The sequence below is a fragment of the Leucobacter shiyiweii genome (genome assembly GCF_052446065.1).
Classification (GTDB): domain Bacteria; phylum Actinomycetota; class Actinomycetes; order Actinomycetales; family Microbacteriaceae; genus Leucobacter.
The window spans coordinates 500136-512980 of sequence record NZ_CM127080.1; the positions used below are offsets into that span (position 1 = coordinate 500136).

General features: G+C 65.5%; 12 protein-coding genes. 7 read left to right on the top strand and 5 right to left on the bottom strand.

Annotation, left to right across the window (positions count from 1 at the left end; translation table 11 throughout):
- Window positions 1-10: 10 nt before the first annotated feature.
- Window positions 11-1792 (bottom strand): hypothetical protein, encoded by a 1782-nt coding sequence (locus tag ACTNFJ_RS02435; protein WP_435906704.1) that lies wholly within the window; start codon window positions 1790-1792, stop codon window positions 11-13.
- A 197-nt stretch (window positions 1793-1989) separates the two neighbouring features.
- On the opposite strand from ACTNFJ_RS02435, the gene ACTNFJ_RS02440 reads away from it, so the two are divergent.
- Together ACTNFJ_RS02440 and crcB are read left to right on the top strand one after the other, a co-directional pair.
- Entirely contained in the window at window positions 1990-2442 is a 453-nt protein-coding gene (locus ACTNFJ_RS02440; RefSeq protein WP_435906703.1) for a fluoride efflux transporter FluC, read from the top strand.
- On the top strand, window positions 2435-2845 hold the full coding sequence (gene crcB, locus ACTNFJ_RS02445) for a fluoride efflux transporter CrcB (protein ID WP_435906702.1): 411 nt from the start codon (window positions 2435-2437) through the stop codon (window positions 2843-2845). Before ACTNFJ_RS02440 ends, crcB begins: the two co-directional genes overlap by 8 nt.
- A 118-nt stretch (window positions 2846-2963) precedes the next feature.
- On the opposite strand, the gene ACTNFJ_RS02450 is transcribed toward crcB, so the two are convergent.
- Entirely contained in the window at window positions 2964-3167 is a 204-nt protein-coding gene (locus tag ACTNFJ_RS02450) for a cold-shock protein (RefSeq protein ID WP_433646853.1), read from the bottom strand.
- A 322-nt stretch (window positions 3168-3489) separates the two neighbouring features.
- Between ACTNFJ_RS02450 and ACTNFJ_RS02455 the strand changes: the two genes are divergently transcribed.
- From ACTNFJ_RS02455 to ACTNFJ_RS02475, 5 genes are read left to right on the top strand one after another with little or no spacing between them, the layout of a single operon-like run.
- The gene (locus ACTNFJ_RS02455) at window positions 3490-4410 is read left to right on the top strand and encodes an NUDIX hydrolase (protein ID WP_435906701.1); all 921 of its coding nucleotides are present in this window, start codon (window positions 3490-3492) and stop codon (window positions 4408-4410) included.
- Complete coding sequence (gene nadA, locus ACTNFJ_RS02460) at window positions 4407-5750, top strand: quinolinate synthase NadA (protein WP_435906700.1); 1344 nt, start codon at window positions 4407-4409, stop codon at window positions 5748-5750. The genes ACTNFJ_RS02455 and nadA overlap by 4 nt, the downstream gene beginning before the upstream one ends.
- A complete protein-coding gene (locus tag ACTNFJ_RS02465) occupies window positions 5747-7453 on the top strand; it encodes an L-aspartate oxidase (RefSeq protein ID WP_435906699.1) in 1707 nt (568 codons plus the stop codon). The genes nadA and ACTNFJ_RS02465 overlap by 4 nt, the downstream gene beginning before the upstream one ends.
- Window positions 7447-8298 carry a carboxylating nicotinate-nucleotide diphosphorylase gene (gene nadC, locus ACTNFJ_RS02470; protein ID WP_435906698.1) on the top strand — a complete coding sequence of 284 codons (852 nt, stop codon included), beginning with the start codon at window positions 7447-7449 and terminating at the stop codon, window positions 8296-8298. Before ACTNFJ_RS02465 ends, nadC begins: the two co-directional genes overlap by 7 nt.
- Entirely contained in the window at window positions 8295-9602 is a 1308-nt protein-coding gene (locus ACTNFJ_RS02475) for a cysteine desulfurase family protein (protein ID WP_435906697.1), read from the top strand. Before nadC ends, ACTNFJ_RS02475 begins: the two co-directional genes overlap by 4 nt.
- A 13-nt stretch (window positions 9603-9615) precedes the next feature.
- On the opposite strand, the gene ACTNFJ_RS02480 is transcribed toward ACTNFJ_RS02475, so the two are convergent.
- From ACTNFJ_RS02480 to ACTNFJ_RS02490, 3 genes are all read right to left on the bottom strand, one after another.
- Window positions 9616-10854: a DUF4192 family protein gene (locus ACTNFJ_RS02480; RefSeq protein WP_435906696.1), complete on the bottom strand. Its 1239-nt coding sequence runs from the start codon at window positions 10852-10854 to the stop codon at window positions 9616-9618.
- Window positions 10855-11003: 149 nt separating this feature from the next.
- The gene (sufU, locus tag ACTNFJ_RS02485) at window positions 11004-11471 is read right to left on the bottom strand and encodes a Fe-S cluster assembly sulfur transfer protein SufU (RefSeq protein ID WP_435906695.1); all 468 of its coding nucleotides are present in this window, start codon (window positions 11469-11471) and stop codon (window positions 11004-11006) included.
- Complete coding sequence (locus tag ACTNFJ_RS02490; RefSeq protein WP_435906694.1) at window positions 11468-12766, bottom strand: aminotransferase class V-fold PLP-dependent enzyme; 1299 nt, start codon at window positions 12764-12766, stop codon at window positions 11468-11470. Before ACTNFJ_RS02490 ends, sufU begins: the two co-directional genes overlap by 4 nt.
- Window positions 12767-12845: the final 79 nt, after the last annotated feature.

A 12845-nucleotide genomic window follows, 5' to 3' on the forward strand; every position in this document is an offset into this window, starting at 1 on the left:
AGCATTCGTGTTACATGGCGACCCTGCGGCTTGCCATTTCGTTGCGGTGCGACACTCTGTGCCCGATCCAGAATCCGGCGGCGATGAGGCCCGCGAATACGATCCCCGCCATCCACGGCAGCATTGTCGGCCCGATTCCGGCAGTTGCTTCGGCGAGGGTGCTCGCGCCTTCGTTGACCTGCGTGTTGCCGTCGGCCAGGCTTGCTGCGCCTGTGGAAAGTTCGCTGGTTCCGACTGCGAGCGTGGTTGCACCCTCCTTGAGGTCGCTCGTACCGTTGCTCAGGGTGCCGGTGCCGTCGGCCAGGGTCGCGGCACCGTCGCGGAGCGTTCCGGTTCCTTCGGCCAGCGTGGTCGCGCCGGTGTTCAACTCAGATGCGCCTGCAGCGAGACGTGAGTTGCCAGCAGCGAGATTCGCGGCGCCTGCAGCCAGCGTTCCGGTGCCAGTCGAGAGGCTCGATGCCCCCGAGGAGAGCTGATTCGTGCCCGCTGCGAGGCTGGACGCTCCGGCGGAAAGGTCATTCGCTCCAGCGAGGAGTGTCGCGGTGCCACCGAGGAGGGGAGAAGCTGTTCCTGGAACGTTGCCGGCAAGCACGTTTGTGCCGGGCCAGACGCTCGAGCCGAATGTGCCCCCACCGATGTAGTTGCCGAGTTGAGTATCGAGCGATTGCGCTCCCGCTTCAAGCTGAGCTGCACCAAGGAGCGGCTTTGCTAAGTCGGTCGCGTTTCCGGCGGGAGTTGCGCTCGCGAGGGTGGTCGTACCAGGCCAAACCGTGCCGTTCAACTCTCCACCGGTAACGAACACGGAGGTCGAGCTCTTCAGGCCCATCGCGCCTGCCCCGATGGGACCTTCTACGTGGAGTGCACCGTTCAGGCCCTGCGCAATCGCGTCGAGTTGGCCCATTTGCGTTTTCAGGGCTACACCGTCTCCGATGCTCGCCCGAAGAGCGTCGTAAATGGCAGCCTTCTCAGCGTCGGTGGCGGGTGCGCTGCCGGCCACTGCATTGACGACCTGCGTGAGCGCGCCACTCGCGCCCACGAGGCCCGAAGAAAGTGCCGCGCCGTTCGCTGCCGTCGCCGCCGCACCTGCGATGCCTCCCTGCAGATCGCTCGCACCGACGGAGATGCCCTGCGCGACAGCATTATTCCCGGTGAGTGCTGTCGTTAGGCCGTTCTTCAGATTCGTCGCGCCCTGAGAGACAGGCACAGTTCCCTCGCTCTTGAGGCCTGCGGCGATCTGATGACTGCCAACGAGTGCGGTCGTGAGTCCAACCCGGAGACTCTGGGCGCCGTCTGTGACCTGGTGTGCGCCGACTGAAACCCGGGTCGCGCCCGCCGCAGCGCTTGCTGCTCCGGCGCTGAGGGCGCCCGCGCCCGCAGCGGCCGAATTCGCGCCGTTCGAGAGCGTTGCCGCGCCGCTCGCAGCCGTCGCGGCACCAGTGTTCAGTGTGCCGGCGCCGGTGAGAAGCCGTGCGGCACCATCGGCAGCCGAGGTCGCGCCCGCAGCGACGCGTGTCGCACCAGCGTTCGCCGTCTGTGCGCCTGTGTTGAGGCGTTCAGCGCCATCCGCGAGATCGGAGGCACCGGCCTCAAGGCGTTCTGCGCCGGCAGCGACACTGGCTGCTCCATCGTTCGCCTGCCCGGTTCCGCTGGCCAGATGGCTCGCACCGCCGGAGACCGTCGAATGGGTGACGAAGAAGAGCGCGGTCATCGCGATCAGGAGCAGGCTGAGCACCACGACGGTGATGCGCATTCCCACTCCGTGAGTGTGGACAGGTGTGTCAGTGCTCGACATTGAGAACTCCATTGCTTGGGTCGCGTGTGCCCCCTCCATTGGGAGCGCACGCCCTGCGGACGCAGACGTGGCTCTGATTGTTGGGCATGCGACCCAGCTGGGAATTCGCTTTGCGTTCTCGCTGCGCTACGCACAGCAAATCATCGCTCAGCTTGTCAGTAACCTCTAAAAAGCCGGGGAGAATATATACTCACACCATGCCCACAACCCTGCGACCGAGCAGTCTGCTGTGGGTGTTCCTGGGGGGCGCTGCAGGCACTGGAGCCCGCGCGCTGATCCTCCACTGGTTCCCGGCCACTCACGGTTTCCCCTGGGTCGTAATGGGTATCAATGTGCTGGGAGCCTTCCTTCTGGGCGTGCTTCTCCAGGCGCTCATCAGCCGGGGGCTTTCAGTGGGAGGCTGGCTGAAGCTTCGACTCCTCCTGGGAACCGGAGCACTCGGTGCGTTCACGACGTACAGCGCACTCAGTGAGGGCATCCTCGCACTGATCCATGCGGGCGATGTGCTGGGTGCATTACTGTACGGTCTCGGTACAGTGATCGTGAGTGCCGCAGCAACCTGGTTGGGGATCTCCATTGGCGCAGCTCGTCGCGGACCGAGCGACCCTGCCACTGATCCCGATATTTCCGAGGGGGCATCGAATGCCTGACCCGTTCTGGCTGGTGACGATCACCGCATTACTGGGCGGAGTAGGTGCGGTCTGCCGCTTCGTGCTTGACGCGTCCATGATGTCTCGCGCGGTCCGGTCCGCGCGTAGCCCGCGGCTGCCGTGGGGCACGCTCGTGGTTAACGTTGGGGGTTCACTCGCCATTGGTATTGTGGCGGGCTTTGCCATCAGAGGCGCGCTTCCCGAAGCGTGGACCTGGGCGCTGGGCATCGGGTTCTTGGGCGGATTCACCACTTTGAGCACGGCCAGCTTCGAGACGGTCACGCTGCTCCAGCGCGGCCAGTGGAAAGCTGCGCTGGTGACTGGATTTGGTCAGTTGCTCGCGGCAACGGTTGCGGCTGCGCTCGGCTGGTGGATCGGGGCGTTTGTGTTCCAGAGCGTCTGAGTCGGGGCCCGAATCAGACGCTGAAAGTCTGGGTGCGAATTCATCACTGACCGCACACATGGCGAACGCCCGATCCACTGAGTGGATCGGGCGTTCGCGGTGTTACAAAGCGTGCGATTTAGAGCGCGCGGATGTTGGTTGCCTGCAGACCCTTTTGGCCCTGCTCGGTGTCGAATTCGACGCGCTGCTCTTCGAAGAGATCGCGGCGGCCGTTGCCGGAGATCGCGCTGAAGTGCGCGAACACGTCGGCGGACCCGTCATCGGGAGCGATGAAGCCGAAGCCCTTTTCGGAGTTGAACCATTTCACAGTGCCAGTGGCCATGCTGTATTTCCTTATTTCATTTGTGGGCCGATTTTCTGACCCGGGTGCCACGGCGACGGCGCCGACGTGGAGCTTGGCGCAAGTTCGCGACAGATACGCGATTTCACGATGCACACAACTGTAGCCCATGAATGCCCTCATGTCACTGCCCAGTTTCCGTGAACTTGCCTTGGGATGCGCTGAGGGGGAGCGGCAGGGGTTTTTGACATCCGCAAAAAACGGCGTAGGCTTACTTATAGTCAAATTGACCATAAGTCGAGACTTGCGGTGCCTGCGTGCAGATCATCGCCGGTGATCAGAGCCGAGAGACACAGGAGTGGACGTGGAATTTTCACGTGCGAGTGCGAATGAGCGCCGCTTCCTGCCTCCGGCCGTTGCGGTCTCGAGCGTGGCCTTCGCGCTGAGTCCGCCCGCTGAGGCGCGGAGGGATTCCCGCGAGCCTGTGGATACGGCGGTGACGCTCTGGATCCCGCTCGTGCGGAGAACGCGCCCGCCGTTTGAGGGTATCTGGGCGCTTCCGGGCGGTCCGATCCCGTGGGATGAGGCCCTCGTCGACACTGCGCTGCGCACCCTGCACGCCGCCGTGCTGAGACCCCCGGGGTACCTTGAACAGCTGTATTCCTTTGGCTCGATTGAGCGGTCTGCGCAGGCGCAGCGGCTGGTGACCATTGCCTACTGGGCGTTGTACGGTGAGCAGGAACTTGCTCAACCGCCCAGTCTTCCGGAGCGTGCCACGGCGAAGCCGGGGCACGGATCCACTCGGCGCTGGGATGACCCGGAACCGCCACAACCACCCCAAACGAGCGCACAGCTGTTGCCGGCACGCGCCACGCAGGACGCGATGAGGTCTTCGGACGCGGTAGGTGCCGACCGAAACGTCGCCTGGTTCTCGGCTGACCGGTTGCCCGAGCTTGCCTTCGATCACGCCGATATCGTCGCCACCGCGCTGTGGCGCCTGCGCAGTAAGACCGAGTACTCGGCGGTTGCGCACCGGTTTCTTGGGTCGACCTTCACGCTTGCCCAGTTGCGCGTGGTGCACGAGGCAATTCTGGGCGAACCGGTTGACCCGGCGAATTTTCGCAGGCAAGCCCTCGCGCAGGGCAACCTCATCGATACCGGCGAAACTACCACCGGCACCGGGCATCGGCCCGCGCGGCTGTACCGCTTCCGCAGCGATCCCGAGGCTCCAGACACCGAGGCCGGGCCGCTCGCACTCACCTCCGAACAAAGGAAATCCGCATGACCAGCGTTGCTGAACTCATTCGCCAGGCGGCAGAGACCGAAGCGGCGCAGGCTGAGCGTGCCGTTCCCGTTGCCGTTCCCGCCCCCGCGCACCGGCGCCCCATTGCCCTGCAGTCGACGGGGCTCTCGAGCTGCGACACCGACCTCGTCCGTGACCCGTGGGCAATCGACCGCGCGCCCGGGTATGGCCCCGGGGCATCGACCGCCGACCCGGTTCCCGGCGACGCACCCAGGCAGGGCCCGCTGCCAGCCAGATACACCCAGGCGAGTGATGCCGAACTCGACCAGTGGATCCGCGATGCGAAGTCGCAGCTCGGTGAACGTGTGCAGATTCTCGGCCACTTTTACCAGCGGGATGAAATCGTCAAGTACGCCGATTTTGTGGGCGACTCCTACATGCTGGCGCAGGCAGCAAAGGATCACCCCGAGGCGGACGCGTTCGTGTTCTGTGGTGTGCACTTCATGGCCGAGACCGCCGACATTCTCTCCGGCCCCGATCAGGCCGTGGTGCTCCCAAACCTTGCGGCCGGCTGCTCGATGGCCGACATGGCCACTATTGATCAGGTCGAAAGCTGCTGGGAGCAGATGATGTCGGTGCTGGGGTCCGAGGCGATCGAAGACGGGCTTGCTCCCGTGATCCCCGTGACGTACATGAATTCATCGGCCGCGATCAAAGCCTTCTGTGGTCGCAACGGCGGCATCGTGTGCACATCGTCCAACGCCCGCACCGTGCTGGAGTGGGCCTTCGCGCGCGGTCAGCGCGTCGTATTCTTCCCCGATCAGCATCTCGGGCGCAACACCGCGAAGGCGATGGGCATCGCCGAAGCCGAAATGCCGCTGTGGCGACCCCACCTTCCGCTCGGCGGCAACACTGCCGATGAGCTGCGCGATGCGCGGGTGATCCTCTGGAACGGTTTCTGCTCTGTGCACAAGCGCTTCACCGTGAACCAGATTGAGCAAGCGCGGGCTGACTACCCCGGCGTGCGAGTGATCGTGCACCCCGAGTGCCCGGCGGCGGTCGTGGAGGCGGCCGACGGGAGCGGATCCACCGAATACATCAGGCGTGAGATCGAATCTGCTCCTCCGGGCACCGTATTCGCTGTCGGTACCGAGATCAATCTGGTGAATCGACTGCAGCAGCAGCATCCCGAGCTGACGATCTTCTGCCTTGACCCGGTCGTGTGTCCGTGCTCCACGATGTATCGGATCCACCCCGCCTATCTAGCGTGGACTCTCGAATCACTCGTTGCGGGAGAAGTACCCAATCAGATTCGGGTCGCTGAAGGGGTCGCCGCGGATTCGCGGGTCGCACTCGAGCGGATGCTTGCGGCCCGGCCGTGATACTCATCGTGGGAGCGGGCGTCGCGGGGCTCAGCTGCGCGATTGCGGCGGCCCGCGCCGGGGCCGAAGCCGAGCTGGTGACACCCGGGGTGCTGTGGCCGTCCGAAGATGCTGGTCTGGCCGCGTTCGCCGGAGGAAACACTGCGATGGCGCAGGGCGGCATTGCGGCGGCCCTGGGAAATGACGATGCGGCTGCGGATCACGCCGCCGACACGGTGGTCGCCGGCGCTGGCTTGGTAGATCCGCGCGCCGCCCACGTGCTCACCGCAGAGGGCGCCAAAGCGATGCGTGCACTGATTATGGGCGGCTTTCCCGCAGATCGGGATGCGAGCGGTCGGCTGGCGCTCGGACTCGAGGCCGCGCATCGGCGAGCCCGGATCGTGCATGCTGGCGAGGACCGCACGGGGGCGGCGTTGCATGCGTACCTCACCCGAGAAGCACTGAAATTCGTTCGGCGCGGCCTGATCCGCCTCACCGAGCGCACCTCTCTGATATCACTCCTTACGGACTCGGGCACGGTGAGCGGGGCGGTGCTGCGCGACGCGGCGGGGCACCTGGTGACCGTGCGTGCGGGCGCGGTGGTGCTCGCGACCGGCGGGTACGCGGCACTCTACCCGCGCACGAGTAATCATGCGGGGGCCCGCGGTGAGGGCATCGTGCAGGCCGCCAAGGCCGGCGCTGTCGTCGCTGACCTGGAGTTCGTTCAGTTTCACCCGACCGTGCTTGCGGATACCGGATTCCTGATCTCGGAGGCGGTCCGGGGCGCCGGCGCGGTGCTGCGCGACGGCAATGGTGAGCGGTTCATGACCGGAGTGCATGCGGCAGCGGAATTAGCCCCGCGCGACGTGGTGGCCCGCACCATGCACCGCGTGCTGCGACAGCGAGGGGAAGAAGCCGTGTGGCTCGACGCGACAGGCATCGAAGACGCGGGCGGCACTGGCACCTTGGCCCGGCGGTTTCCCAGTATCACCGCGGCAACGCGCGCGCAGGGTTTTGACTGGACCCGCGAGCCGGTGCCTGTGACTCCGGCGGCTCACTACACGATGGGTGGGATCGCGACCGATCTCGAGGCTCGTACGACGGTGCCCGGGCTGTTTGCCGCGGGGGAAGTCGCTGCGACCGGAGTGCACGGGGCGAATCGCCTCGCGTCTAACTCCCTTTTGGAGGGGCTCGTCTTTGGCGCTCGTGCGGGGCACGCGGCGGCCGCCTACCTCGGCACCGGGGAGTCGGGTGTGGGCCCCTGGCCGAACGACACGGGCATGCTCGCCGAGCTTGCTGCGGGTGCAGCAGTGTTCGCGGGGCTACCTAACCTCCCCGGAGACTCTTCGTCAGTTTTGGCTTCGGGAGAGGTGCCTGCGAATGACTCGAGCGCCGAGAGCGCAGCCGCCTCAGTCGAGTCGGCGGTCTCGGCCGCGGTCGCCGCAGGGCTGGGCATCGAGCGGGATGCGGCGGGTATCGACCAGGTGCGTCGCACGTGTACCTCATTGCCCGGGCCGGCCGCCCAGTTGGCCACGATGATCGCCCAGTCTGCCGCGGCGCGCACCGAATCGCGCGGCGCGCATCAGCGGGCAGATCATCCAGCCACCGACCCTGCTCAGGCAGTTCGCCGTGGATGGGTGGCACGATCCACACCGAACCGAAGCGCGGCGGCCGAGCACCCCGCGCAGTTTGCCACACCGCTGAGGAGCCTCGCCGCATGTTGACCCCGCAAATTGTTTCCGATTCGGTGCGTCGGGCGCTCGCCGAAGACGCACCGTGGGGTGACCTAACCGTGGAACTCACGATCCCGCAGGAGGCCTGGCTCGACGTAGTGCTCGCGGCGCGAGAGCCCGGGGTATTCGCCGGTGGACCCCTCGTCGACGAGGCGTTCCGGCAGGTTGACGCCGAGATAACCGTCAGCGAGTTGGTCGCGGAGGGGCATGTATTTGGCGCGGGGGAGGCGCTCGCCCGCATCTCGGGTCCGGCGCGGGGCGTGTTGACCGCCGAGCGGGTGGCTCTGAACTTCAGCCAGCGCATGAGCGGGATCGCGACGCTCACATCGCAGTTCGTTGCCGAGGTAACGGGAACCCAGGCGCGCATCGCGGATACGAGAAAGACCACCCCTGGGCTTCGAGCCTTGGAAAAACACGCGGTGCGCGCGGGGGGCGGCACTAACCACCGATTCGGGCTCTCCGATGCCATCATGGTGAAAGACAATCACCTGGCGGCGCTCGGTGCGACGGACGGGGCGGCCATCACCGCAGCGTTGCAAGGGTTGCGCCGGCGGGCCGGGCATACCGCCTCGATCATCGTTGAGGTGGATCGCATCGAGCAGCTCGAACCGGTGCTTGCCGCGGGCGTGACGGGCGTGCTGCTCGATAACTTCTCGGTGGATGAGCTTGTTGAGGGAGTGCGGATCGTCTCGGGGCGTGCCATCTGCGAGGCGAGCGGCGGCGTGACGCTTGAATCCGTCGGCGCGATCGCCCGCACCGGAGTCGACGTGATCTCGGTGGGGAAGCTCACGCACGGGGCGATCTCGCTCGACCTCGGACTTGACGCGATCTCGTGAAGAGCGACGCAGGCACAGGTGCTCTGTGGGACGGGAGCTCCGAAACCTCCGCGGGTTCTCACGACCCCAAAGGCCTCGGCGAGACCTCTGGGTATCTTGACGCCGCAGCCACCGCTCCGATGCGTGCGGAGGCGCGTGACGCGATGATCGCGGTGCTCGCTGGTGCGCAGGCGAATCCCTCGAGCGTGCACCAGTTCGGGTTTCGGGCGCGAGAGATCGTGGAACGGTGCCGTGAGCGGATCGCCAGCGCACTGGGTGCGAAGCCCGCAGAGGTGATCTTCACCTCGGGAGGGACCGAGGCTAATAATCTCGCGATCATCGGGCTCGCCCTTGCGAACCCCCGTGGTCGCCACCTGGTGACGACCACGGTCGAACACCCCTCGGTCATCGAGAGCTGCCGGTTCCTTGAACGCGTGCACGGCTTTGAGCTGAGCCTGGTTCCGGTTGACTCGGAGGGTGTGGTGCATCCCGCCGAAGTGGCGTCGGTGCTGTGCGACGACACCACTCTGGTGAGTGTGGGCCTCGCCAACGGCGAAATCGGTACGGTGCAGCAGGTCATGGAAATCGGTGAAGTGGTGCGTAGTCGCGGCGCGATCATGCACACTGATGCGGTGCAGGCGGCCGCGACGCTGCCGGTCTCGTTCGCCAAAGGCGGGTGGCCCGGTCTGAGCGTCGACGCGCTGACCGTGGCTGCACATAAGTTCGGTGGACCGCAGGGGGCAGGTGCGCTGCTTGTGCGCCGACACCTTGCACTGGAACCCGTGCTGCACGGCGGTGGGCAGGAGGGCGGGGCGCGTTCGGGTACCGAGAACGTGGCAGCAATCGCGGGCTTCGCGGCCGCGGTGACCGCGACCGCTCGGGAGGTGGGCACGCGTGCACTCGGGTTGACGCGCAGCCGTGATGCGCTGATCGCTCGGGTGCTCGCAGAGGTGCCGGGAGCGGAACTGACCGGGCATCCCAGTGAGCGGCTGCCTGGCCACGCGTCGTTCGTGGTGCACGGGGTCAGTGGAGAATCTCTGCTCGTCGCACTTGACGCGGCAGGGATTGCCGCCTCCTCCGGATCTGCCTGTGCTGCGGGAAAGGACGAGCCCTCGCCCACGCTTCTTGCGATGGGATGCACTCCCGAAATAGCGCAGACCGCGATTCGTTTTACCCTGCCCGAACCCTTCATCGGTGACATCGGTGACATCGGTGACATCGGTGACAACGGTGACGACCGTGTCGCCGCCGATGCATTGCTCGAGCGAATTGTGCGGGTGCTCGTGCAGGAGGTTACGGCTGCCAAGGGAATGCGACGCGGGTAGCTCTGCCGCCTCGTTAGCGCGCCGCTCCACGGTTCAGGTGCCACGCAGGAACCGACCGATTCAGTCGCTGCACCATCGAAGCGAGTTCGTGGCCCGGAGAGATCTCGAGAGCTTGAATGACGAGGCGCTCCGCGACCGTTTGCATTCCGAGCATCCACCAGGCCCAGGCGAGGAGGGCGAGTAGCGCGGGCTGCTGATCCACTGGAGCGTGTGCGGTGCAGTGCGATATCGCAGCAATGGCTTGGCGCAGCTTGTGTTGGTCGGGCGCTTCCTCGGCGGTCGAGGCGAGCAGCCCACGAATCGACCAGCCCCGTCGGTTTGTCTCGGATAGGGCAGGCTCGAAATCGACGGCAAGCTCTTCAAACCGCTCGGCGCCGACCGTCGTCGCAAGCTCGAGCACAAACTCGGGGCGAGTGATTCCCGAGAATGCGAGAAGCAACCACGACGCTGGGCGCTGGGCGCTCCCGATGAACTGAGCCAACGCAGCCGGATCTATCTGAGCACCCTGCCCCTGCAAGATGACTCGGGCGCACTCCATCGCCCGGTGTACCCAGTCGAATTCTGCCAGAGCACCTGCACCAGCCAGCTCGCCCGTGACCTCAGAGACGAGAACGGGGTCGGGCTCAGGCAGCGCGCCGATCGCGTCGAGGGTCTCGTGTGGGCCGCCGAAAGCACGACCCTCCCGGGTGACCGTGCTCGACTCGATCTCGCTGAGCGAACGCCCCCCTCTCGGGCACGCCGGATCACGGTACGCCGCCCAGCCGTCGGGGGCAATACATGCAAGCTCGCGCAGCCACCAGCCTTCTCGCTCGAAGCGTCGCTCGAGCCGCTTCGCGAACCGACGCCACGGGGCATCGCCGGCCTCGGCAAAAGTGCGCTCACAGGTGATGACGAGAGCCGGCCCTTCGGCTCCAGCACCGGTCTCTCGCATGAGGGCACAGATAACGTCGAGCAGTTGCCCGGTATCGCTGGGGCGGTCGCTGGACGGCAGATCAAGACGAATAGCGCGCCCAGCGCGCCGCCCCTCAAACAGCACCAGGAAGAGGCTGTTGTGAGCGGTGAAGCCAGTGAGAAACGGCAGCGCGGCGAGGAAGTCTGCGGTATCGGAACAGCGCAGCACCTTGAGCGCGGCTTCCGACTGGCTGCCGTTTTCGCGAGTCTCGCTCGGGGTTGTGCCTGCGGCGTAATCGGAAACGGGGGCGAGCGCGAGGTCAGGGGCGGGGGAGACTTCGGTGCGATGTCGATGCGTCATGCTTCGATGCTCGCCCGGAATTCCGAGGCGCGATCGGCGCTCCCCAGAAATGTTACTTCGCCTGGAAATTCACAGAGAAGCTAGGGCTGTGAGCGTCGAATCGCACGAGCGAGAACCGCTGACCGAAGTCTCGCCGTGGTTCGAGAAAACTATCCAGCCGCCTCAATCTGGCGCATGTCGGCTTCGAGCGCGACCCAACCGAGCATCGCGCACTTCACCCGCATGACGAACTTAGACACACCCTGGAGCGCTACCGCGTCACCCAGCAAATCTTCGTCGGGTTCGACATCCCCGCGTGATTGGATCATCTCTCGGAATGCATCGACGCGGGTTTGCGCCTCGCTCATCGTGAGTTCCTCATCGCGCATCAGCTGGGCCAGGATCGACACTGAGGCCATCGAGATGCTGCACCCCGTGCCCTCCCAAGCGAGCTTCTCAATCTTTCCCGTTGCGGGGTCGACAGCGATGCTCAGTGTCAGTTCGTCGCCACAACTCGGGTTGAACTCGTGGTGGGCGGCGGTCAGGGTGCCTGGTGGGGCCTCAAGCTCACCCTTGCCGATCGGGCGCTTCGAATGGTCGAGAATCACTTCTTGATACAGTCCGTCGAGCGCGCTCATGCCGGTACCTCCAAGCCAAAGTACCGCTGCGCGCCGCGGATCGCGTCGAGGAACCGGTCAACCTCATCCTCGGTGGTGGTCAGGTGCACACTCGCGCGCGTGCTCGACGCGAGTCCAAGTGCACGGTGAAGCGGTTGCGCGCAGTGGTGTCCGACGCGCACCAGCACGCCCTGTTCATCGAGGAACTGACCGACATCGTGCGCGTGCAATCCCTCGATCGATACTGCGGCCAGTGCGACCCTGTCTGCCATGCCCTGAGGTCCGAGCAGGCGCACACCGGGCAACTCGAGAATGCCAGCGACCAGGCGCTGGACAAGCTCGTGCTCACGGGCAGCGGATCGGTGCATGTCGGCCTGCTGCAGGAAATCGACGGCCGCACCCAGACCCACCACCTGAGAAACGGGCTGAGTGCCAGCCTCGAACCTGAGCGGCGGCGGCATAAATTCGGCGCTCTCCATGGTGACCTTCGTGATGATCGATCCACCAGTTCTGGCAGGAGGCAATGCGGCAAGCATCTCTGGGCTGCCGTACAGCACACCAATGCCGTTGGGGCCGAGCATCTTGTGGCCGGAAAACGCCGCAAAGTCGACTCCCAAGTCGCCCAGGTTGACTGGGATATGTGGCACCGACTGGCAGGCATCTAGGACCGTTATCGCGCCCACAGCGCGAGCGAGCTCCACGAGCTCCGCTACCGGGGCGAGGTAGCCAGTGACGTTGGAGACGTGAGCGAATGCGAATATGCGCGTACGGGAATTGATGGCCGCGCGTGCAGCGTCGAGCGACCAAGTGCCATATTCATCGACCGGAATGTAGCGAAGGGTGGCGCCAGTCTTCAGGGCAAGCCTCTGCCACGGAATAAGGTTAGCGTGATGCTCAGCCTCGGTGACGAGAATCTCGTCGCCCGGGCCGAGCAGGAAACGTTCGGAGCCAGCGACACCGAGACCCGCGTGCACTTCACCGATTCCGAGGGCCACAATGTTCAGCGCATCGGTGGCGTTTTCGGCCCACACGATCTGCTCGGCCGAGCCCGCACCCACAAAGGCGGCGACCTTCGCGCGGGCCCCTTCGAAGAGCTCGGTTGCCGTGCCCACGGCCTGGTAAGTGCCGCGGTGTACCGGTGCGTTGGCAGACTCAAGGAATCGACGTTCTGCGTCGAGCACTGACCGGGGGCGCTGCGAGGTTGCGCCCGAATCGAGGTAGGCGACGGGTCGGCCGTCCACTAGGGGCGGATTCGCGAAGTACGGGAACGCTGCGCGCAGCTGATCCACTTCATCGGGAGTGAGTGAGTGCTGCATGCTCTCTATTCTCCCACCTCGCCTCACTGTGGGCTCCACTACGGTTGCGCCCACAGCGAAGAACGGGGGCGGCGCTCGC